The sequence below is a fragment of the Streptomyces aurantiacus JA 4570 genome, assembly GCF_000414115.1.
GTDB lineage: Bacteria > Actinomycetota > Actinomycetes > Streptomycetales > Streptomycetaceae > Streptomyces > Streptomyces aurantiacus_A.
In genome coordinates, this window is sequence record NZ_AOPZ01000026.1 from 1 (window position 1) to 21,873 (window position 21,873).

At 69.8% G+C, this 21,873-nt stretch carries 23 protein-coding genes and 1 riboswitch; of the genes, 16 read left to right on the forward strand and 7 right to left on the reverse strand.

Annotated features, from left to right (window positions below; translation table 11 throughout):
* Positions 1-1,130, forward strand: a 1,130-nt coding sequence (locus STRAU_RS39895) for an RDD family protein (protein WP_106967799.1), incomplete at its 5' end; no start/stop codon positions are given.
* Between the two features lie 159 nt (positions 1,131-1,289).
* On the forward strand, positions 1,290-1,904 hold the full coding sequence (locus tag STRAU_RS03585) for an RDD family protein (protein ID WP_016638866.1): 615 nt from the start codon (positions 1,290-1,292) through the stop codon (positions 1,902-1,904).
* A gap of 136 nt (positions 1,905-2,040) precedes the next feature.
* Here STRAU_RS03585 and STRAU_RS03590 read toward each other — a convergent pair whose 3' ends face one another.
* The gene (locus STRAU_RS03590; protein ID WP_016638867.1) at positions 2,041-2,355 is read right to left on the reverse strand and encodes a hypothetical protein; all 315 of its coding nucleotides are present in this window, start codon (positions 2,353-2,355) and stop codon (positions 2,041-2,043) included.
* A gap of 551 nt (positions 2,356-2,906) precedes the next feature.
* On the opposite strand from STRAU_RS03590, the gene STRAU_RS03595 reads away from it, so the two are divergent.
* Both STRAU_RS03595 and STRAU_RS03600 read left to right on the forward strand, forming a co-directional pair.
* Positions 2,907-5,333 carry an immune inhibitor A domain-containing protein gene (locus tag STRAU_RS03595; RefSeq protein WP_016638868.1) on the forward strand — a complete coding sequence of 809 codons (2,427 nt, stop codon included), beginning with the start codon at positions 2,907-2,909 and terminating at the stop codon, positions 5,331-5,333.
* A 134-nt stretch (positions 5,334-5,467) separates the two neighbouring features.
* On the forward strand, positions 5,468-5,800 hold the full coding sequence (locus tag STRAU_RS03600; protein WP_016638870.1) for a hypothetical protein: 333 nt from the start codon (positions 5,468-5,470) through the stop codon (positions 5,798-5,800).
* A gap of 112 nt (positions 5,801-5,912) precedes the next feature.
* Here STRAU_RS03600 and STRAU_RS03605 read toward each other — a convergent pair whose 3' ends face one another.
* Positions 5,913-6,497, reverse strand: coding sequence for a nicotinamidase (locus STRAU_RS03605; protein ID WP_016638871.1), 585 nt, complete (start codon positions 6,495-6,497; stop codon positions 5,913-5,915).
* Between the two features lie 83 nt (positions 6,498-6,580).
* Positions 6,581-7,918, reverse strand: a complete 1,338-nt coding sequence (locus STRAU_RS03610; RefSeq protein WP_037657343.1) for a nicotinate phosphoribosyltransferase — start codon at positions 7,916-7,918, stop codon at positions 6,581-6,583.
* 79 nt (positions 7,919-7,997) lie between these two features.
* On the opposite strand from STRAU_RS03610, the gene clpS reads away from it, so the two are divergent.
* The 10 genes from clpS (at position 7,998) to STRAU_RS03655 (ending at position 16,099) form a co-directional block, all read left to right on the forward strand.
* Positions 7,998-8,315, forward strand: coding sequence for an ATP-dependent Clp protease adapter ClpS (gene clpS, locus STRAU_RS03615; protein ID WP_016638873.1), 318 nt, complete (start codon positions 7,998-8,000; stop codon positions 8,313-8,315).
* Between the two features lie 11 nt (positions 8,316-8,326).
* Positions 8,327-8,926 carry a DUF2017 domain-containing protein gene (locus tag STRAU_RS03620; protein WP_016638874.1) on the forward strand — a complete coding sequence of 200 codons (600 nt, stop codon included), beginning with the start codon at positions 8,327-8,329 and terminating at the stop codon, positions 8,924-8,926.
* 412 nt (positions 8,927-9,338) lie between these two features.
* Positions 9,339-10,832, forward strand: a complete 1,494-nt coding sequence (locus STRAU_RS03625; RefSeq protein ID WP_052028936.1) for an amino acid permease — start codon at positions 9,339-9,341, stop codon at positions 10,830-10,832.
* Between the two features lie 77 nt (positions 10,833-10,909).
* The gene (locus STRAU_RS03630) at positions 10,910-11,332 is read left to right on the forward strand and encodes a M67 family metallopeptidase (RefSeq protein ID WP_016638876.1); all 423 of its coding nucleotides are present in this window, start codon (positions 10,910-10,912) and stop codon (positions 11,330-11,332) included.
* Between the two features lie 2 nt (positions 11,333-11,334).
* Positions 11,335-11,452: riboswitch (cobalamin riboswitch) on the forward strand.
* Between the two features lie 42 nt (positions 11,453-11,494).
* Positions 11,495-12,478: an ABC transporter substrate-binding protein gene (locus STRAU_RS03635; protein ID WP_016638877.1), complete on the forward strand. Its 984-nt coding sequence runs from the start codon at positions 11,495-11,497 to the stop codon at positions 12,476-12,478.
* Positions 12,479-12,595: 117 nt separating this feature from the next.
* Entirely contained in the window at positions 12,596-13,597 is a 1,002-nt protein-coding gene (locus STRAU_RS03640) for a FecCD family ABC transporter permease (RefSeq protein ID WP_016638878.1), read from the forward strand.
* Complete coding sequence (locus tag STRAU_RS03645) at positions 13,594-14,457, forward strand: ABC transporter ATP-binding protein (RefSeq protein ID WP_016638879.1); 864 nt, start codon at positions 13,594-13,596, stop codon at positions 14,455-14,457. The genes STRAU_RS03640 and STRAU_RS03645 overlap by 4 nt, the downstream gene beginning before the upstream one ends.
* 102 nt (positions 14,458-14,559) lie before the next feature.
* Positions 14,560-14,664 (forward strand): putative leader peptide, encoded by a 105-nt coding sequence (locus STRAU_RS44385; protein WP_016638880.1) that lies wholly within the window; start codon positions 14,560-14,562, stop codon positions 14,662-14,664.
* A gap of 181 nt (positions 14,665-14,845) precedes the next feature.
* Positions 14,846-15,133, forward strand: coding sequence for a MoaD/ThiS family protein (locus STRAU_RS03650; protein WP_016638881.1), 288 nt, complete (start codon positions 14,846-14,848; stop codon positions 15,131-15,133).
* 15 nt (positions 15,134-15,148) lie between these two features.
* Complete coding sequence (locus tag STRAU_RS03655) at positions 15,149-16,099, forward strand: PLP-dependent cysteine synthase family protein (protein ID WP_016638882.1); 951 nt, start codon at positions 15,149-15,151, stop codon at positions 16,097-16,099.
* Between the two features lie 96 nt (positions 16,100-16,195).
* Here STRAU_RS03655 and STRAU_RS03660 read toward each other — a convergent pair whose 3' ends face one another.
* Positions 16,196-16,651: a type II toxin-antitoxin system PemK/MazF family toxin gene (locus STRAU_RS03660; RefSeq protein ID WP_037657353.1), complete on the reverse strand. Its 456-nt coding sequence runs from the start codon at positions 16,649-16,651 to the stop codon at positions 16,196-16,198.
* 91 nt (positions 16,652-16,742) lie between these two features.
* A complete protein-coding gene (locus STRAU_RS38815; protein ID WP_158692004.1) occupies positions 16,743-17,300 on the reverse strand; it encodes a hypothetical protein in 558 nt (185 codons plus the stop codon).
* A 396-nt stretch (positions 17,301-17,696) separates the two neighbouring features.
* Here STRAU_RS38815 and STRAU_RS03670 point away from each other — a divergent pair, with 396 nt between their 5' ends.
* A complete protein-coding gene (locus STRAU_RS03670; RefSeq protein ID WP_016638885.1) occupies positions 17,697-18,449 on the forward strand; it encodes an MBL fold metallo-hydrolase in 753 nt (250 codons plus the stop codon).
* Between the two features lie 76 nt (positions 18,450-18,525).
* On the opposite strand, the gene STRAU_RS03675 is transcribed toward STRAU_RS03670, so the two are convergent.
* Together STRAU_RS03675 and STRAU_RS03680 are read right to left on the reverse strand one after the other, a co-directional pair.
* A complete protein-coding gene (locus STRAU_RS03675) occupies positions 18,526-19,776 on the reverse strand; it encodes a PTS transporter subunit EIIC (RefSeq protein ID WP_016638886.1) in 1,251 nt (416 codons plus the stop codon).
* 228 nt (positions 19,777-20,004) lie between these two features.
* A complete protein-coding gene (locus tag STRAU_RS03680) occupies positions 20,005-21,318 on the reverse strand; it encodes a PTS transporter subunit EIIC (RefSeq protein ID WP_016638887.1) in 1,314 nt (437 codons plus the stop codon).
* A gap of 223 nt (positions 21,319-21,541) precedes the next feature.
* Between STRAU_RS03680 and STRAU_RS03685 the strand changes: the two genes are divergently transcribed.
* A complete protein-coding gene (locus tag STRAU_RS03685) occupies positions 21,542-21,775 on the forward strand; it encodes a PTS sugar transporter subunit IIB (protein ID WP_016638888.1) in 234 nt (77 codons plus the stop codon).
* Positions 21,776-21,873: the final 98 nt, after the last annotated feature.

The following is a 21,873-nucleotide window of genomic DNA, read 5'->3' on the forward strand; positions in this document are numbered from 1 at the left end:
CGGCCGAGGGCGGCGCGCGGCGCGTGCCCGCGCAGGCCCTGCCCGGTGCGCGGCAGGAGCCGGGGCAGCAGGCGCAGACTCCGGCGGCCGCCGACCGCCCGGACCCGGCCGAGGGCGAGAGCCCCGGCACGGTGACGATCCGGGCCGTCAAGCCCGGGGTGCCGAAGCCCGCCACGGGTGAGGGCACGGTGACCTTCCGGCGGCCGACGGGACCGGTGAAGCCGGCCGGGGCCGGGACGCCGGACGCGGACGGCGGCACGGAAGGCACGATGGCGATCCGCGCCCTGCGCCCCAAGTCGGCCCCGCCCGCGACCACTTCCCCCGCCGCGCCCTCCGTGTCCTCCGCCCCTGCCGCGCCTGCCGCTCCTTCCGTGTCCTCTGCGGCCGCTCAGGCGCCCGGGGTGCCGCAGCAGCAGGGCGCCGTGCCGCCGGGGGCCGGTGCTCCGGGCGGGGCGGGCTCGCCGGTGACGTCGGGGCCCGGGGGCGGGTCGGCTTCGTGGGCCCAGCAGGTCCACCAGCTCGCCCAGTCGCCCGCGCAGGGCACGCCCCCGCAGGGGCCCTCGGCGCCCCAGGGGGAGGGGCCCGTGCTGCCGTGGAAGCCGGTGGCCACGGACCCCTTCGCGGCGGCGGCACAGGCACATGCCTCGGCGCGGCCCGCCGGGCTCGGCAAGCGGTTCGCGGCGCGGCTCATCGACACGGTCGTGCTGGCCGCGGTCACCGCGGGGGCGGCGCTGCCGCTCGGCACACGGGCCGCGGACCACATCGACAGCAAGATCGACGCGGCCAAGCTGTCCGGCGAGAAGGTCACCGTGTGGCTGCTCGACGGCACGACCGCGGGCTACCTGGGCATCGTGCTCGGCGTGCTGCTGCTCTTCGGCGTCCTGTACGAGGCGCTGCCCACCGCCAAGTGGGGGCGCACCCTGGGCAAGAGGGTCTGCGGGGTCGAGGTGCGGGACATCGAGGAGCACGCGGCGCCGTCGTTCGGGGCCGCGCTGCGGCGGTGGCTGGTGTACAGCGTGCCGGGAGTGCTCGTGATCGGGGTCGTCGGCGTTCTCTGGTGCGTGTTCGACCGGCCGTGGCGGCAGTGCTGGCACGACAAGGTCGCGGGGACGTTTGTGGCGGGCCAGTAGTCGGCTGGGACTGCGCCCCTTTCCCCCCTTTTCGGCGCTCCGCGCCTCGTCCTCAAACGCCCAGGCCGATCGGGGGTCTGGGGGCGGAGCCCCCAGTCGGGTAACCCGGACAGCCGCCCGCCACTCGCGCCCGCCCCCACTTCGAGGTGCACTCACCCCATGAGCACCGAACCGCCGCAATACCCCGGCCCCCCGGACCCCGACGACAACGACCCCTTCAGGAAGCAGCCGCCCCCGCCGGGCAGCAGCGGCGGCCCCCCACCCCCGCCGTACGGAGGCGACCCCTACGGGGGCGGATACGGCGGCCAGGACCCCCTCGCCGGCATGCCCCCACTCGCGGACAGCGGCAAACGCGTCCTCGCCCGCATCATCGACATGATCCTGGTCGGCGTCGTCGTCTGGCTGCTGTCCCTGCTGTTCGGGACGAACGAGTACGACCTGGACCCGGACAAGGTCGAGGCGGGCAAGTCGTTCGGCCAGTCGCTGCTCGCCGCCGTGCTCTACATGGCGTACGACAGCTATCTGATCTCCAAGACGGGTCAGACGCTGGGCAAGAAGTGGATGGGGATGCGGGTGGCGAACCTGAACGACGGCGCCAACCCGACCCTGCAGACGGCGCTGGTGCGCTCCGCGGTCCTGTGGCTGCCGTTCGCGTTCTGCTGCGCCTGCATCTGGACCGCGATCTGCGGCGGCTGGAGCTTCTTCGACAAGCCCTACAAGCAGGGCCTGCACGACAAGGCGGCCAAGACCGTGGTGGTCAGCGTGAACGCGTGACCTGAGGCCGACGCGGGACCATCAAGGACACAGGACCACCAAGGACGAGCGAACATGGCGAAGGCCCGGCGCTGCGGCGGCGCCGGGCGGTACCCGCGGCGGGTTCGTGGGCGTCACGTGCGAGGCACGTGGGGCGTCACGGACCCGCTGGTTCGCGTACGGGGCGCACGGTCTGGGGGGCGGTCTCGGGGGCGATCAGCGTGCGCGGCACCGGAATCCGCTCCTCCAGGGGAGCGTCGGCAGGCGCGGCGGCAGGCGCGGCAGCCGGCTCCGGGGCCGGTTTCGGCACGGGAACCGTCAGCGCCACGAGCAGGCCGAGGCCGAGCGCGGCGAACGTGATGACCGCTATTCCGGGCACCGAACCCGCCTGGGAGAGCAGCAGCATGGCGAGCGCGGAACAGATGACGGTCGCGGAACCGTAGGCGAGCTGTGCGGCGGTCGGACGAGGCATGGGGCGAGGCATGGCGTGATCCGTCCTCGGGACAGCGGTTCGGGGGATGCAGCAAGTCGCGCGGGAACGAGGGCGATGAAGCGGATCTGGGCGATCAAGCGGATCAAGCAGATCAAGACGATATGGACGTATACGAATCAAAGGGTGCTCAAAGGCGGCGACTTGGAAGCTTCGCCGAGTACCCGTGCGCACCGTCGAAATGACTCTATTCGCCTGCATGCCCGACGGGAACGTGCGGTAAGCGTGACCTAACCCACGGTGCCGGTGCACAGGGGGCGCATGGATTCATGCGTCCCGCCAACTGGACGGTGCGGCGCGCCCGTTGAGGGAGCCGCAGGCGACCCGGGTGCGCCGCCCTGTGCCATCGTGCCCGCGTTCGCATGGCGGACGGTCGAGTCTGCATAGAGCACTTGGCCTGTTCAAGTCAAGGTCTGTCTTTTCTTCCCTCTCTCCGGTCGAATGTCGTCACTTGTGACGCGCATATCGCGCGCGGACCTCCTCGACCGGGAATTTTCGGTCCGTGATGCGGGCGCGGGGGAGGACACCATCAAGTGACAATCAAGAGACGGACGTTCCGGGCCACCGCGGCCGCGGTGGCGCTCGCGGCGGCGACCGCGACGTTCTCGGTATACGGAGTCGCGGCCGCCGACGACGGCGGAAGCGGCGGCAAGGCGCCCGCGTCCGGAGTCGACCGCCGGGACCCGGCGGACGCCAAGGCCCATGTCGACCACGACCTCGAAGGGCCGTTCAGCAAGCAGCAGGCGCAGCAGCGCAAGGCCGCCCTGGAGCAGGTCGTCGCGGGCGACGCCAAGGTCCAGAAGCGCGGCGGCTCCAACGTCGTGAAGCTCGACGACAAGAAGTACGTCGAGCTGGGCCGCGAGAAGACCGACAAGATCTTCACGATCCTGGTGGAGTTCGGGGACAAGGTGGACGACACCACCATGTACGACCCCGACGGTCCCGACGGACCGGAGCAGCCGGTCAAGAAGTACGGCGGCAAGGCAGGCCCCGCGCACAACAAGATAGCCAAGCCGGACCGTGCGAAGGACAACAGCACGGCCTGGCAGGCGGATTACAACCAGAAGCACTTCAAGGACCTGTACTTCGGCGAGGGCAAGGACGCCAAGGGCAAGCCCAAGCACTCGTTGAAGACGTACTACGAGAAGACCTCCTCCGGCCGCTACTCGGTCGACGGCGAAGTCTCCGACTGGGTCAAGGTCGACTACAACGAGGCCCGGTACGGCTCCAACTACTGCGGCGACTCCAATTGCGCCAACGTGTGGGACGCGGTGCGCGACGGCACCACGGCCTGGGTCAAGGACCAGAAGGCCAAGGGCCGCACGGACGCCCAGATCAAGGCGGACCTCGCCAAGTACGACCTGTGGGACCGCTACGACTTCGACGGCGACGGCAACTTCAACGAGCCCGACGGGTACATCGACCACTTCCAGATCGTGCACGCGGGCGAGGACGAGTCCGCGGGCGGCGGCGCCGAGGGCGAGAACGCCCTGTGGGCGCACCGCTGGTACGCGTACGGCAACGACGCGGGCAAGACGGGACCGTCCGACAACAAGTCGGGCGGCACCCAGATCGGCGACTCCGGCATCTGGGTCGGCGACTACACGATGCAGCCGGAGAACGGCGGCCTCGGCGTCTTCGCCCACGAGTACGGCCACGACCTGGGCCTGCCCGACCTGTACGACACCACCGGCAAGGCCGAGAACTCCGTCGGCTTCTGGTCGCTGATGTCGGCCGGTTCCTGGCTCGGCACCGGCAAGGACGCGATCGGCGACCTGCCCGGCGACATGACCGCCTGGGACAAGTTCCAGCTCGGCTGGCTCGACTACGCCAAGGCGAAGGCCGCGACGACCTCCGAGCACAAGCTGGGCGTGGCCGAGTACAACACCCGGCACCGCCAGGCGCTCCTCGTCGAGCTGCCCAAGAAGCCGGTCACCACGACGGTCGTGAAGCCCGTCGAGGGCACCAAGCAGTGGTGGAGCGGTCAGGACGACGACCTGAAGAACACGCTCACCCGCTCCGTCGACCTCACCGGCAAGGCCAAGGCCGATCTGTCGCTGCAGGGCTGGTGGGACATCGAGACCAACTACGACTACCTCTACACCGAGGTGTCCACCGACGGCGGCGCCAACTGGACGCCCGTCGACGGCACGGCCGACGGCAAGCAGATCACCCGTGACGCGGGCGACAAGCCGGCCCTGACCGGCTCCTCGAAGAAGTACCAGAAGCTGGTCTTCCCGCTCGATGCCTACGCCGGCAAGAAGATCGACGTCCGCTTCCGCTACGCCACCGACGGCGGCACCGCGCTCAAGGGCTTCACCGCCGACGCCATCACGCTGACCGCGGACGGCGCCAAGCTCGTCGAGGACGGGGCCGAGGGCGACGACAACGGCTGGAGGACGAAGGGCTTCTCGCGCATCGGCGAGTCCTTCACCAAGAACTACGAGCAGTACTACTTCGCCGAGAACCGCCAGTACGTGTCGTACGACAAGACCCTCAAGGTCGGCCCGTACAACTTCGGCTTCTCCGCGTCGCGTCCCGACTGGGTCGAGCACTACCCGTACCAGACCGGCCTGTTGGTCTGGCAGTGGGACACCTCCCAGAAGGACAACAACGTCAGCCAGCACCCCGGCAAGGGCCTGATCCTCCCGGTCGACGCCCACGCCAAGCCGATGAAGTGGAAGGACGGCTCGCTCCTGCGGAACAAGATCCAGCCGTTCGACGCGCCGTTCTCGAAGTACGCGACGGACGCGATCACCCTGCACAACGCGGACGTGGCGCTCAAGATCAAGTCCAAGAAGGGCGCCCCGGTCTTCGACGACCGCAAGGGCACCTACTGGTACGCGGAGAACCCCACGGGAAGCGTGAAGGTCACTGACACCAACACGCGGATAAAGATCCTCAAGCAGCCGAAGGACGGCTCGACGATCACCGTCCAGGTGGGCCGCTCCTCGAAGTAATTTGCGTCATCGCAGGTCAGAGACCTGTTTCTGGCTGATCGGCCGTCGCCCCCTAGCGGGCGGCGGCCGATCGTGTTTAGGTGCGTCCTGTGGTTCTCTTATTGACACGACGTCTCACGGGGGTGTGACAGACCATGGCCGCAGGAGGCTTCTGCAAGCTGCCGAACGGCAGTGTGGTGGTGGCGCTGACCCTGCCGAGCCCCGGTTCGCCGCTTGGGGCCGGCGGGCGCGTACGGGTGCTCGTGCATGCCGCGAACCGGGCTCGGGCGCTGACGCGGCTGCGGAATCTCGGCCTGCGGGCCGTCTATCTCCGCGGCAACGCGGAGCCTCCGACCCCTGACGAGGTCACCGCCGTCCTGCACCACCCCGACGGGCTCATATGGCGCACGGCGCCGGATCACTCCACGTCCGTGGAGGAGCTGTGGCACCCGATCCGGGCGCTGCTCAGACGGGGCGCGGCTGCGTAGCCCCCAACCCCGCCCCTTCCCGAACCGGGGGCTGCGCCCCCGGACCCCCGCTGATCGCCGCTCCGCGGCTCGTCCTCAAGGAAGGGGCGGGCTTGGGGAGCCCCCGGCAGGGTCACACCACCGGCTTGCCGGTGAGTTCGGCGCCCGCCTCGCGGAGCTCGTCCAGCGCACGCTGGGTGGTCGCCTCGGACACCCCGGCCGTGAGGTCGAGGAGGACGTGCGTACGGAAACCCTCACGGAGGGCGTCGAGCGCCGTGGCCCGCACACAGTGATCCGTGGCGATGCCCACCACGTCGACCTCGGTGATCTTCCGCTCCCGCAGCCACCCCGCCAGCGAGTCCCCGTTCTCGTCGACCCCCTCGAAGCCGCTGTACGCGGCCGCGTACGCCCCCTTGTCGAAGACCGCGTCGATCCCGCCGGAGGCGACCGCGGGCGCGAAGTTCGGGTGGAAACCCACACCCTCCGTGCCGGCCACACAGTGCGGCGGCCAGGAGTCGACGAAGTCGGGACGGTCGGAGAAGTGGTCACCGGGGTCGATGTGGTGGTCACGGGTGGCCACGACGTGGCGGTAGCAGGCGGGAGCCTGGCCGATCAGTTCCGTGATGGCGGCGGCCACGTCCGCACCGCCGGAGACCGCGAGGCTGCCCCCTTCGCAGAAGTCGTTCTGTACATCTACGACAATCAGGGCGCGACGCATGGCGGGTTTCCTTAGCTAGCTGGTGCACCGAGCCTAGAGACTCCGGGACCGTTGCGGGAGAGGGCACGAGGCGCACTCCCCACTCACCCGACGTACTCCGTCGGAATCACCGCCTCCCCGCGGGAGAGCTGGGTGGCCGAGAGCGGCAGCCGCCCCCGCGCGGCCGCGTGCCGCTCGCGCACCGCGTCGAGCGGTTCACGGGCGACGACGTGGCCGCCCTTGACCAGCTCGACGAGGAGCTGGTGGTCGGCGAGCTCGGCGGGCACCGGGCCGGTGCCGACGACCTCGGCCTCCGCGACCCCGGAGGCGTCCACGCGCCGCGCCGCCCACTTGCGGCCGCCGACGGAGGACTTCCCGCCGAGCGACTTCTTGGCGACCGGTTCGAGCGGCGCCTTGGGGTCGGCCGAGCGGGCCCGGGCCACCAGCTTGTAGACCATGGAGCAGGTGGGGTGCCCGGAGCCGGTGACCAGCTGGGTGCCCACGCCGTACGCGTCCACGGGCGCCGCGGCGAGCGAGGCGATGGCGTACTCGTCCAGGTCGGAGGTGACGACGATCTTCGTGTCGGTGGCGCCGAGGTCGTCGAGCTCCTTGCGCACCCGGTGCGCGACCAGCAGCAGGTCTCCGGAGTCGATGCGCACCGCGCCGAGCTCGGGGCCCGCGATCTCGACGGCCATGCGGACGGCCTCGCTCACGTCGTAGGTGTCGACGAGCAGCGTGGTGCCCCGGCCGAGCGCGTCCACCTGCGCGCGGAAGGCGTCCCGCTCGCTGTCGTGCACGAGCGTGAAGGAGTGGGCGGCGGTGCCGACGGTCGGGATGCCGTAGCGGAACCCGGCCGCAAGGTCGGAGGTGGTCGTGAAGCCGCCCACGTACGCCGCCCGGGACGCCGCGACCGCCGCCAGCTCGTGCGTGCGGCGCGCGCCCATCTCGATCAGCGGCCTCTCGCCCGCGGCGGAGGCCATCCGGGAGGCGGCCGCCGCGATCGCCGAGTCGTGGTTGAGGATCGACAGGATCACGGTCTCCAGGAGCACGCACTCCGCGAAGCTGCCCTCGACCCGCAGGATCGGCGAGCCGGGGAAGTACACCTCGCCCTCCGGGTAGCCCCAGATGTCCCCGCTGAAGCGGTACGAGGCCAGCCATTCGAGGGTCGGCGCGTCCACCACGCCGCGCTCGCGCAGGAAGGCGAGGACGACGGCGTCGAAGCGGAAGTTCTCGACGGCGTCCAGGACCCGGCCGGTGCCGCCCACCACGCCGTAGCGGCGGCCCTCGGGCAGTCTGCGGGTGAAGACCTCGAAGACCGAGCGCCGGTCGGCGGTGCCCGACTTCAGCGTGCCCTGCAGCATCGTCAACTCGTAATGATCCGTGAAGAGCGCGGTGGAGGGGACGTCCACCGGCAGCCCCAGGTCATGCTCCCCAGAGTTCATGACAAGGATGCTACCCGCATCTCGTCACTCTGACGATTTCAGGGGTCCGTTTGTGCGGTGGGCCCTTCAGGGTGGCAGCATGGGACAGGTGAGTAGCGCTGCTCCCGTAGAGATCACACGCCCCGACGCCGAAGAGGAGACCTTCGCGGTCCCCGAGCCGGACGTGCCCTGGATCACGCTCGTGCACAACGACCCGGTCAACCTCATGAGCTACGTGACCTATGTCTTCCAGTCGTACTTCGGGTACTCGAAGGAAAAGGCCACGAAACTGATGATGGACGTGCACCACAAGGGCCGGGCCGTCGTCTCCACCGGCAGCCGCGAGGAGATGGAACGCGACGTGCAGGCGATGCACGGATACGGGCTGTGGGCAACGCTCCAGCAGGACCGGAAGTAGCGACGCGACTGATGCCAGGACAATTCGAAGCGATCCCGGGGGGCGGCGCCGCCGTCGCCCTGGACGAGGTCGAGATCTCGATCATCCGCTCGCTCGCCGTGCAGCTCCTGGAGCTGATCGGCCCGGGCGACGAGCCGGTCGGCGACGACGGCGACCCGTTCGCGGAGCTGTTCGCCGAGGGCCCGAGCGAGCCGCCCGCCGACCCGGTGCTCAAGCGGCTCCTCCCGGACGCGTACGGCGGCCCGGGCAGCCGGCCCGGGGACGAGGACGAACTGCGGGCGTACTCCGCCGAGTTCAGGCGCTTCACCGAGAACGACCTGCGGGCCCGCAAGCGGGACGACGCGCTCGCCGTGATCCGCTCCCTGGACGCGCTCACCGTCGCGGGCGAGGGCGGCGCGGTCCTGAAGCTGTCCCCGGAGGAGTCGCGGCGCTGGCTCGGCGCGCTCAACGACCTGCGGCTCGCGATCGGCGCCCGCCTCGACGTGACCGACGAGGAGGACACCGACCTCCTCTACCGGCTGCCGGACTCCGACCCGCGCAAGCCGATGGTGATGGCGTATCTGTGGCTCGGCGGCCTCCAGGAAACGCTCGTCGAGACGCTGATGACGTGACGGGTCCGGCGCCGGTGACGTGACGGATTCCGAGCCGGTGACGTGACGGATTCCGCACTGGTGGGGTGACGGTTTTCTGGCGTCCGTGTGACGCCCTTTTGAAGATCGTCGGCGTCCGCTCAACGGACGCTCAAATCCGGATAACGATCCTGTCACCTCGTTACCCCCTTACGTGGCGTCGAGGGACTTTTGTCCGCTTCTTCCTGTGGTGTGCACCACATGTGGCTCATTCGATCACTGTGGCGGTCGTGATAAATCTTCACGACCGCTCGGTGACGCCACCCATGTCACCGAGGGCGCTAGGGGCCGGCAGACCGTCGGCGGCACTCCATCACCATCCGGGGGGATCAGGACCTGGTCCGCGGCGAAACCGCAGTTCGCGGCGCGGATCAGCATGGAGAAAGGCGTCACCATGACCTCAGTGCAGGTCGAAGAGCAGTACGACGGCAATGAGGCCGCGGCGGGCGCGGACGCGTCCGGCGACAACGAGGGTTATCAGCGCGGGCTAGGCGCCCGGCAGATCCAGATGATCGCGATCGGCGGTGCCATCGGCACCGGCCTGTTCCTCGGCGCGGGCAAGGCCATCCACAAGGCCGGGCCGAGCCTCATCCTCGCTTACGCCATCGCGGGCCTTGTCATCTTCTTCATCATGCGCGCGCTCGGCGAGCTCCTGATGTACCGGCCCGTCTCGGGCTCCTTCTCGGAGTACGCCCGCGAGTTCGTCGGCCCCTTCTTCGGCTTCGTGACCGGCTGGACGTACTGGCTCTTCTGGGTCGTCACCGGCATCACGGAAGTCACCGCGGCGGCCCAGTACATGCAGTACTGGACGCACGGCTCCGTTCCTCAATGGGCGTACGCGCTGATCTTCACGGTCATCCTGTACGGCGCCAACCTGATCTCCGTGAAGCTCTTCGGTGAGCTCGAGTTCTGGTTCTCCATGGTCAAGGTCACCGCCATCATCGGCATGATCCTGATCTGTGCCGGCATCCTCACCATCGGCTTCTCCGACGCCGGCGACACCGCGTCCGTCTCGCACCTGTGGGACAACGGCGGCTTCTTCCCCAACGGCATCGGCAACACGCTGATGACCCTGCAGATCGTGATGTTCGCCTTCCTCGCCGTCGAGCTGGTCGGCGTCACCGCGGGCGAGTCCAAGGACCCGAAGAAGACCCTGCCCAAGGCCATCAACACCGTGCCGTGGCGCATCGCCGTCTTCTACGTCGGCGCCCTGATCATGATCCTGTCGGTCGTGCCGTGGACGCACTTTCAGCCGGGCGTCTCGCCGTTCGTCGCCGCCTTCGAGAAGATGGGCCTCGGCATCGGCGCCGCGATCGTGAACTTCGTGGTCCTGACGGCCGCCCTCTCCTCCTGCAACTCGGGCATGTACTCCACCGGCCGCATGCTGCGCGACCTCGCGCTCAACGGCCAGGGCCCGAAGTTCTTCACCAAGCTCACCAAGAACGGCCTGCCGCTGGTCGGCACCACCGCGTCGGCCGCGCTGATGCTCGTCGGCGTGTGGATCAACTACCAGTGGCCGGGCGAGGCGTTCAACTACGTCGTCTCCTTCGCGACCATCTCCGGCATGTGGGCCTGGATCATGATCCTGGTCTCCCAGATCAACTACCGCCGCAAGGCCGACCGCGGCATCCTGCCGCAGTCCACCTTCCGCGCGCCGGGCGCCCCGTACACGAGCTGGTTCGCGCTCGCCTTCATCGGCATGGTCATCGTGATGATGGGCGTCGACAAGGACGCGCGGATCTCCCTGTACTGCGCCCCGATCTGGGCCGCGATCCTGTGCGTGTCCTACCTGGTCCTGAAGAGCCGCAACCCGGAGGCCGCGGCCTTCAAGAAGCGCGTACACGGCGGCCCGGCCGCCGAGGACGGCGCCTCGCTCACCAAGGACTGACCCGGTCTCGTCCAGCATGCGGGCGGCCCCGTACCACACTTCGGTACGGGGCCGCCCCGCTGCTTATCCTGGCCGACATGCTGACCATCACCCAGGCCCTGCACGACCAGATCGTCGCGCACGCGCGCAAGGACCACCCCGACGAGGCGTGCGGCGTCGTCGCGGGCCCGGCGGGCACCGACCGCCCCGAGCGGTTCGTCCCGATGCTGAACGCGGCCCGCTCGCCCACGTTCTACGAGTTCGACTCGACCGATCTGCTCAAGCTGTACCGCGATCTCGACGACCGCGACGAGGACCCCGTGGTCATCTACCACTCGCACACGGCCACGGAGGCATACCCCTCCCGCACCGACATCTCGTACGCCAACGAGCCGGGCGCCCACTACGTCCTCGTCTCCACCGCCGACACCGACGAAGCGGGCCCCTTCCAGTTCCGCTCGTTCCGGATCGTCGAGGGCGAGGTCACCGAGGAGGAGGTCCGGGTCGTCCAGGCATACTGAGCACGACCTTTGAGGCGGCAGGACCCAGGAAGCCGGTGCGAATCCGGCGCGGTCCCGCCACTGTGACCGGACGCGAGCCGCGCCCGGGAGTCAGGAACTGACCTGCCGCCTCCTCCACTTCACGCAGGGGACGCGGAAATCCCCTGGAGGAGGCCCGCACCCATGCGTACCCGTGCCCGCGCCCTGCCCGCCGTGGCGGCGATCCTGCTGCCGCTGACCGCGTGCTCGTCGTCGTCCGACGACCAGGACTCCGGGAAACCCGCCGCCAAGGCCGCCGGATTCCCGTACACCGTCACCAACTGCGGCGAGAAGACGACGTACGAAGCACCCCCGAAGCGCGCCGTCACCATGAACCAGCACGTGACGGAGATCCTCCTGGAGCTGGGCCTGAAGGACCGCATCGCCGGGACCGCCTACCTCGACGACAAGGTGCTCCCCGAGTACGAGAAGGCGTACAAGTCCCGCCCGGTGCTCGCCAAGGAGTACCCCTCGTACGAGAAGCTGCTCGCCGCCAACCCCGACTTCGTGTACGGCGGTTACGCGAGCGCCTTCGCGGCCGGCGACGGCCGCTCGCGCGACGCCCTCGCCAAGTCCGGCATCAAGACCCGCCTGAACATCGAGGGCTGCGCCAAGGACGCGGTCACGATGGACGACGTCTACCGCGAGGTGCGCGAGGCGGGCGCCACCTTCGGCGTCCGCGACCGGGCCGAGAAGTGGGTGCGCGACGCCAAGGCCGAACTGGCCGCCACCGCGAAGAAGTCCGCCCGGAACACCAAGGACGGCAAGCCGCTCTCCGTCTTCGTCTACGACAGCGGCGACAAGACGGCGTTCACCGCGGGCGGCCGGGGCATCGGCAACGACATCATCGAGCGGGCGGGCGGCCGCAACATCATGGCCGACCTCGACAAGTCCTTCGGCGACGCCTCCTGGGAGACGGTGGTCGACCGCCGCCCCGACGTGATCGTCATCTACGACTACGGCGCCACGACGGTCGCCCAGAAGAAGAAGCGCCTCCTGGACGACCCGGCCCTCAAGGACGTCCCCGCCATCAAGAACAAGCGCTTCGCGGTGCTGCCGTTGTCGGATGTGGTGCTCGGGGTGCGGGCACCGGGGGCGGTGGAGAAGCTGTCGGGACAGCTCAATTGAAGCCCGTCCGGCGTTTGAGGACGAGGCGCGGAGCGGCTGGGGGCGGAGCCCCCAGTTTCGGGAAGGGGTGGGATCGGGGAAAGCCCCGCAGGGCCCCGCCTCCGCTACGCCACCGTGATGGCCACCCTCACCCTGGCCCTGGCGGCAGCCTGCGCCCTCGCCCTGGCGCTGGGCTCCGTACGCATCCCCCTCGCCGACGTGTGGGACATCCTCACGGGCCGGGCCCAGGACCCCTCCCCCTACCGCACCATCGTCCTCGACGTCCGCCTCCCCCGAGTCCTGCTCGGCGCAGCCGTCGGCGCGGGCCTCGCGGTGGTCGGCACAGCCCTGCAGGCCCTCGTCCGCAACCCCCTGGCCGACCCGTTCCTGCTGGGCGTCTCCTCGGGAGCGTCCGCCGCCGCGGTCTCCGTGATCGTGCTCGGCGTGGGCGCGGGCATGGCGACAACGGTGACGCTCCCGGCGGCGTCCTTCGCGGGCGCGTTCCTCGCGCTCGTCGTGGTGTACGCCCTAGCCCGCGACCCCGGCGGCGGCTTCACGACGAGCCGCCTGATCCTCGCGGGCGTCGCCGTCTCGTACGTCCTGGCCGCGCTGACCAGCCTGATCCTGGTCGTCTCGGCGCGCGCGGACCACCTCAAGGAGGTCCTGTACTGGACGCTCGGCGGCCTGGGCAGCGCTCGCTGGGACATGCTCGCGGTGCCCCTGACCGTCCTCGCCCTCGGTACGGGGCTGCTGATCGCGCTTGCCCGCCCGCTGGACCTGCTCCTGGTCGGCGAGGAGGGCGCCACCGTACTCGGCCTGGACACGGCCCGGTTCCGCGCGGGCGTCTTCGTGCTCGCCTCCCTGGTCACCGGCGTGCTCGTCGCGCACAGCGGGGCCATCGGCTTCGTCGGCCTGATGGTGCCGCACGCGGCCCGCATGCTGGTGGGCGCCGCGCACCGGGCGCTCCTTCCGGTGGCCGCGCTGATGGGGGCGGTGTTCCTGGTGGTGGCGGACCTCGCGGCACGCACGGTGGCGGCGCCGCAGGACATCCCGGTGGGCGTGCTCACGGCGCTCACCGGCGGCCCGTTCTTCCTGTGGCTGCTGCGCCGCGGCCGGGCACGCGAGGAGGCGGCGGCATGAAACCGCGTACCGATCTGCCGCGCACCGAGGGCCTGCTGCGCGCCGAAGACCTCACGTACGAGATCCCGTCCGGCCGCCGCCTCGTCGACGCCGTCTCACTCTCCGTCTCCGCGGGCGAGACGGTGGGCCTGGTCGGCCCCAACGGCAGCGGCAAGACGACACTCCTTCGCTGTGTGTACGGGGCGCTCAGGCCCACCGGGGGCCGGGTCCTGCTGGACGGCGACGACCTGGCGGACGCGGGCGCCAAGGCCCGCGCGCGCCGGATCGCCACGGTGCCGCAGGACGGGCAGGCGGGCTTCGAGCTCACCGTCCGCCAGATCGTCGCCATGGGCCGCTCCCCGCACAAGCGCTTCTGGGAGGCGGACACGGCCGCCGACGAGGAGCTGGTGCGCGGCGCCCTTGAGCGGGTGGGCGCGGCGGACCTGGTCGGGCGGTCCTTCGCGCGGCTGTCCGGCGGCGAGCGGCAGCGCGTCCTGACCGCGCGGGCGCTCGTCCAGGAACCGGCCGTCCTCGTCCTCGACGAGCCGACCAACCACCTGGACATCCGCTACCAGCTGGAGATCCTCGGCCTGGTCCGCGGCCTCGGCACGGCCAACCTCCTCGCCCTGCACGACCTGACCCTGGCCGCGTACTACTGCGACCGCCTGTACGTCCTCGACGCAGGCCGCGTGGTCGCCTCCGGGCCGCCGAAGGACGTCCTCACCGGGGAGCTGCTCGCGGAGGTGTACGGGGTCGCGGCGGAGGTGGCGGTGCATCCGGCGACGGGGGCGCCGACGGTGACGTATCTCCCCGGGCGGATCGGCGCGCCTCTCCCCGGGCAGATCGGTGAGCCCGGTCCGCAGGGGGCGATCCGGCCGTGAGCGGTGGCCGGACCAGTCCCGCCGTCCGGCCACCGAACGGTATCCGTCCGGCATCCGAGATCACATTCCAGGTCCCGGACCGGGAATCGATACGATGACCGCATGGTTTCGAACGACGTGAGCATCGATACGACGCCGGGCGCCCTGCTCGTCGGCCGGCTGCACGTCGACCTGTGCCGCCTCGCCAGCGCCATCTGTCGGCCCTGACGGGCGCCGCCCCGCCGCCCGCGGCCCCTGCCGCGGTGCCGCACGCGCACTCCGCACCCCGCCGCGCGCAGGACGCCGCGCGCCCGTGCCACGATCTGCACCGGCCCCCACCGGGCCCGGCCCCGGCCTCCCGCACCACCCCGGCAGCACCCCGAACCCCTTCCCGACAGGAGCCCTCCGCATGGCCATCGAGGTCCGCATCCCGACCATCCTCCGCACCTACACCGACGGCGAGAAGGCCGTCGAGGGCAACGGCGACACCATCGCCGCGCTCTTCGCCGACCTCGAGTCGCGGCACGCGGGCATCCAGGACCGGCTGATCGACAAGGACAAGGGCAACACCCTGCGCCGCTTCGTGAACGTCTACCTGAACGACGAGGACGTCCGCTTCCTCGACGGCGTCTCCACGCAGCTGTCCGACGGCGACAGCGTCACGATCCTGCCGGCCGTCGCCGGCGGCATGGCCTGACAGGCCCGATCGCCGATGCGATACGACTCCCCGCTCGCGGCCGTCGGCAACACCCCGCTGGTCCGGCTTCCCCGGCTCTCCCCGTCGGCCGACGTGCGGATCTGGGCCAAGCTCGAGGACCGCAACCCGACCGGCTCCGTCAAGGACCGGCCCGCGCTCCACATGGTCGAACAGGCCGAGAAGGACGGCCGGTTGACGCCCGGCTGCACCATCCTGGAGCCCACCTCCGGCAACACCGGCATCTCGCTCGCGATGGCGGCCAGGCTCAAGGGCTACCGCATCGTGTGCGTCATGCCGGAGAACACCTCCCAGGAGCGGCGCGACCTCCTCGCGATGTGGGGCGCCGAGATCATCTCCTCTCCCGCGGCCGGCGGCTCCAACACCGCCGTACGCGTCGCCAAGGAGCTGGCCGCCGAGCATCCCGACTGGGTGATGCTCTACCAGTACGGCAACCCGGACAACGCGGGCGCCCACTACGCCACGACCGGGCCCGAGATCCTCGCCGACCTGCCGTCCATCACCCACTTCGTGGCGGGCCTCGGCACCACGGGCACCCTGATGGGCGTTGGCCGCTTCCTCCGTGAGCAGCGGCCCGACATCAAGATCGTCGCAGCGGAGCCGCGCTACGACGACCTCGTCTACGGCCTGCGCAACCTCGACGAGGGCTTCGTGCCCGAGCTCTACGACGAGTCCGTTCTCACCACGCGGTTCTCCGTCGGCTCCGCCGACGCCGTGACCCGCACGCGGGAACTCCTCCGCGAAGAGGGCATCTTCGCCGGCGTCTCCACCGGCGCCGCGCTGCACGCCGCGATCGGCGTCGGCCGCAAGTCCGTCAAGGCGGGCGAACCCGCCGACATCGTCTTCGTCGTCGCCGACGGCGGCTGGAAGTACCTCTCGACGGGCGTCTACACGGCGGCGACGGACGAGGAGGCCATCGCGGCGGTACACGGGCAACTGTGGGCGTGAGCCCGGCCGGGAGCTCCCCAATCCCGCCCCTTCCCGAAACTGCGGCAGCCCCCTGGTTACGGGAAGGGGCGGGACTGGGGAGGGCCCCCGCCAGGGCTACCCAGCCAGATGCCGCACCTGATCCCAAAGCACCGGATCCACCACCCCCGCCCGCCGCCGGAAGTCCCACACCGGGACTTCCCGGACCGCGTCCGTCTCCAGGAAACTGGCCCGCCCGTGCGCGTCCCCGACGGCCCCGGGCGGCAACGGAATCACCCCGCCCCGCTCGTCGCGGTACTTACTGGTGATCTTCGCGACCCGCACGCTGTCCCCGCGGACACCGAGCACGAGACAGGGCCGATCCTTCCCCCCGGCCCCGCCCTCATAGGGCACCCGCGCCCACCAGATCTCCCCGGCCCGCGGCCGGGGCCGCCCACCCCGCTCCCGCCGGGGCGGCCGCCGCACCCCGCGCCGCCGGGCGGGCCGCCCGGAGCGCGCCCACCCGTCCACGAGGGTGACGACGAACGCGAGCACCACCACGGCGGCGAGCGCGAGCCACCACGACGTGTCCATGAGCACGACGGTACCGGCGCCCCCGCCCCACCGCCGCCGCACGCAGGGGTCGCGTCGTAGCCCGCCTCGGGTGCGTGATGCAGCCTGTTCTTCATTTGGCCGGAATGCATGTCTTGATCCAGTACACCGGCGACCAATTTGCGGACTTGTCCTCGGAGTACGCGTTGGGGGTGGTGTAGATCCGCTCTCCCTGCGCGCCGTACATATGCACCCGCATTCGGTCGATTTGGCTGTTCCACCAGAATCCCGGACCGCTCATGTGCCTGACGTCGTACTTGCGGCATTGATCCCAGGAGTACGCCGTTCCTGAATCCTCACCGCCGCAGAATTCGAAGCGGCAGTCGCTGTACGGGGAGCGCAGGGCTCCTGAGTACTGCCCGCCGGGTACTTCGACAACGACCTTGCCGCCAGGGAAGGCGATGGTGTTTGGGCCCGTCTGGCGACTGTCGGGGACCTTGGCGAGGTGGCGGTCGACCTTCTGCTGAAGGGCCTCGGCCTGCTTCGCCGTGAGGCCCGCGCGTTGCGCCTGGGCCGAGTAGCCGGAGGCGTCGGCCTTCGTCCAGTGCATGTCTGCGGACGCGGGACCGGCGGTGAGGACAGCACCGGTGGCAGCGAAACCGACAACAGCCGCTCCGATTCGATTGCGCATTCTGAGCATTGAATCCCCCTGTACAACAGAGATGAGCTTGGGAAGCCTGCTGCGGCCGGCCTCGGCACCGGAGCTGACTCCGTCGGCTGTCGCGCCGGCACCGCACCAACGTGCACGACGTGCCTGCAACAAATCTTGGGTAAACCTTCAATCCGCGCGTTCCGGTCTCGCGGCTCCCGCCCCACCGATCCTGGACCGGCACCGTGCCGACCCGGCGCCGACTTGAGCCGTGCGGGGTCACGCCCACCCCCCGGAACTACGGGGGAAGAGTGACGTGACCGGTGACTTCGCCCACAACAGCAGGCCACGGAGGAGCGAGCCGCCCTTTTGCGCCTTACGCTCGACGGACCGCACGCCCCCGTTTCCCCCGACCGCCAGCGTGGAGGTTCCAGCTCTATGAAGCTCACCGTCGTCGGCTGCTCGGGGTCGTTTCCGTCCGCGGAATCGGCCTGCTCGAGCTACCTCGTCGAGGCCGACGGCTTCCGGCTGCTGCTCGACATGGGCAACGGCGCCCTGGGCGAGCTGCAGCGCCACATTGGTCTGTACGACCTCGACGCGATCTTCCTCAGCCATCTGCACGCCGACCACTGCATCGACATGTGCGCGTACTTCGTGGCCCGCTACTACCGGCACGAGGGCGGCCGCTGCGCGCCCATCCCGGTGTACGGCCCCGAGGGCACCGAGCAGCGCCTGACCACGGCGTACGCCGACACGCCCTCCGCGTCCTCGATGAGCGAGGTCTTCGACTTCCACACGGTCAAGCCCGGCGCCTTCGACATCGGGCCGTTCTCGGTGCGCACGGAGAAGGTCTGCCACCCCGTCGAGGCGTACGGCATCCGGCTCGAACACGGCGGCCGCTCGCTGACGTACTCCGGGGACACCGGCCCGTGCGAGGCACTCGACGAACTCGCCTCCGGCACCGACCTGTTCCTGTGCGAGGCCGCGTTCACGCACGGCAAGGAGAACATCCCCGACCTGCACCTCAACGGCCGCGAGGCCGGCGAGTCCGCCCGCCGCGCGGGCGCCGGCCGCCTCGTCCTCACGCACATCCCGCCGTGGACGGACCCGCAGGTCAATCTCGCGGACGCGCGGGAGGTCTTCACCGGCCCGGCGGACCTCGCGGCCGCGGGCGCGACGTACGAGATCTGAGCCGCCGCGGCGGTACGACGACGAAGGGCCCGGAACCGATCGGTTCCGGGCCCTACGCGTCAGGCGGGGACGTTGCTCACGCCTTCGTGAGGTCCTCGATCTCCTCCTCGGGCTCGCGGCCCGGGGTCGGGATGTTGAACTTGACGATCGCGAAGCGGAAGACCACGTAGTAGACCGCCGCGAACGCCAGGCCGATCGGGATGATCATCCAGGGCTTCTCGGCGAACTTCCAGTTCAGTACGTAGTCGATGGCGCCGGCCGAGAACGTGAAGCCGTGGTGCACGCCCAGGGCCCAGGTGACGGTCATCGCGACGGCGGTCAGGACCGCGTGGATCACGTACAGGACCGGGGCGATGAACATGAACGCGAACTCGATCGGCTCGGTGATGCCGGTGACGAACGAGGTGAGCGCGAGCGACATCATCATGCCGCCGACGACCTTGCGGCGCTCGGGCCGCGCCGTGTGCGTGATGGCGAGGGCCACGGCGGGCAGCGCGAACATCATGATCGGGAAGAAGCCGGACATGAACTGTCCCGCCGTCGGGTCGCCGTGCATGAAGCGCTGGATGTCACCGTGCCAGACGGCGCCCGCGGAGTCCGTGAAGGAGCCGATCTCCTGCCAGGCCACGGTGTTCACGAACTGGTGCATGCCGACCGGCAGAAGCGCGCGGTTGACCACGCCGAAGATGCCCGCGCCGACCGAGCCGAGGTCGGTCATCCACTCGCCGAAGCTGGTGATCGCGTCACCGACAGGACCCCAGGCCAGACCGAAGAGGACACCCATGCCGGTGCCGATGAAGGCCATGATGATCGGGACGAGCCGGCGGCCGTTGAAGAAGCCCAGCCAGTCCACCAGCTTGGTGCGGTGGAACTTCTGCCACACCACGGCGGATATCAGGCCCATGATGATGCCGCCGAAGACCTTGGGGTCGTTGTAGGTGGCGGGGATGTCGGCACCCTTGGTGATCTGCAGCTCAGTCACCGGGAACGCCTTCAGCACGTTCGTGTAGACCAGGAAGCCGACGAGCGCGGCGAGAGCCGTGGAGCCGTCCGCCTTCTTCGCGAAGCCGATCGCGACACCGATGCAGAACAGCAGCGGCATGTTGGAGAACACGGCGTCACCGGCGTTGGCGAAGACCGTGGCGACCTTGCCCCAGCCGAGGCCGTCGGCGCCGAACACGTCCGGCTGGCCGAGGCGGAGCAGGATGCCGGCCGCGGGCAGTACGGCGATGGGCAGCTGCAGGCTGCGGCCCACCTTCTGCAGACCCTGCAACAGACCGGAGCCCCGCTTCTTCGCGGGCGCCGCCGAGGTGGTGGCGGTACTCATTGACTTCCTCCATGTGCGGGTGCTGCCAGGGGACAGTTGGGGGGTGACAGCAACCAGGTGGTCTACACCACTCAGTGGTGTAGACCTGTTGTAACACGGTCAAGGCGACATAAGGAACCCACGATTCCTGTGGGGTCGGCCATAACGCCGCATCCATGACGAAAAGCCCCCGGACCAAAGGGTCCGAGGGCCTGGCAAAGGGTATCGCGGAAGGTTCCGCTTCCGTGCCTACGCCTTGGTCTGCTCCTCGTCCAACGCCTTTGCCTCTTCCTCCGGTTCGCGTCCCGGGGTGGCCAGGTCGAACTTCTTGATCACGAAGAGGAACAAGACGTAATAGACCGCCGCGAAAACCAGCCCGATCGGGATGATCAGCCAGGGCTTCGTCGCCAGGCTCCAGTTGATGACGTAGTCGATGAGGCCCGCGGAGAAGCTGAAGCCGTCCTTGACGCCGAGGCCCCAGGTGACCGCCATCGAGACGCCGGTGAGCAGCGCGTGGATCACGTACAGCGCGGGCGCGATGAACAGGAAGGAGTACTCGATCGGTTCGGTGATGCCGGTGACGAACGACGTCAGGCCGACCGAGAGCATCATGCCGCCGACGACCTTGCGGCGTTCGGGCCGGGCCGCGTGCGTGATCGCGAGGGCCGCGGCCGGCAGCGCGAACATCATGATCGGGAAGAAGCCCGAGGTGAACTGCCCGGCCGTCGGGTCCCCGGCCAGGAAGCGGTTGATGTCGCCGTGCACGACCGTGCCGTCCGGCTTGGTGTAGTCGCCGAACTGGAACCAGACGAAGGTGTTCAGGAACTGGTGCAGGCCGACGGTGAGCAGCGCGCGGTTGGCCACGCCGAAGATGCCCGAGCCCAGCCAGCCGAGGTCCACCAGCCACTTGGAGAAGCTGGTGAGCCCGTCGCCGATGGGCGGCCAGACCCATACGCACAGGCCCGCGAAGACCAGGCCGATGAACGCCATGATGATCGGGACGAGCCGCCGCCCGTTGAAGAAGCCGAGCCAGTCCACCAGCTTCACGCGGTGGTAGCGCTGCCAGAACCAGGCGGACAGCAGACCCATGACGATGCCGCCGAACACCCCCGGGTTCTGGTACGCGGCCTGGGTCGGTGTGCCCTCGCCGGTCACGCAGACCCCGCTCCACAGCCCCGCGCCCGCGAAGTCGGCCCCCGCGGGGCAGTCGTCGGGAAACGCGCGCAGGACCGCGTAGTAGACGAGGAAGCCCGCCACCGCCGCGAGCGCGGTCGACCCGTCCGCCTTCTTCGCCATGCCGATCGCGACGCCGATGCAGAACAGCAGGGGCAGGCCGAGCGAGGAATCGAGCAGGGAGCCGCCCGCGGCCGCGAAGACCTTGGCCACATTGGTCCAGCCGAGGCCGTCGTCGCCGAAGACGTCCGGCTGGCCGAGCCGGTTGAGGATGCCGGCGGCGGGCAGCACGGCGATGGGCAGCTGGAGGCTGCGGCCCATCTTCTGCAGCCCCTGCAAGAGGCCGTTCCACCACTTCTTCCGCGGCACCGCGGCGGCGTCGGAACTCATCTGCGTTCCTCCCGGAACCAGCCAGGTTTGGCGGTCGTTGAAAACTGGTGTAGACCAGTTACGGACGGGTAGTCGGCACACCCCCACGAGGGGTGTCACCTTGATCGTCATGATTGAGGACGGGTGCCGTGACCGCCCGCGAAGATGGGCCAACCGTGCGTTAACGTGACAAAGCGGACCTACGGTGTCGTGGCCGCGTCCTTTTCAGAGCAGGGAGAACACCATGGCCAGCAAGGCTGAGAAGATCGTTGCCGGGCTCGGCGGCATCGACAACATCGAAGAGGTCGAGGGCTGCATCACCCGCCTCCGCACGGAGGTCAACGACCCCGGCCTGGTCGACGAGGCGGCGCTGAAGGCCGCGGGCGCGCACGGTGTCGTGAAGATGGGCACCGCGATCCAGGTCGTCATCGGGACCGACGCGGACCCGATCGCGGCGGACATCGAAGACATGATGTAACGCTGCGCTGAGCTGCGCAGCGGTGAGGGCCTTGTTCCGGTTGCCGGAACAGGGCCCTCACGCATGCGTGGGCGCCGCCGATCGCGCTGCGCGCTCGT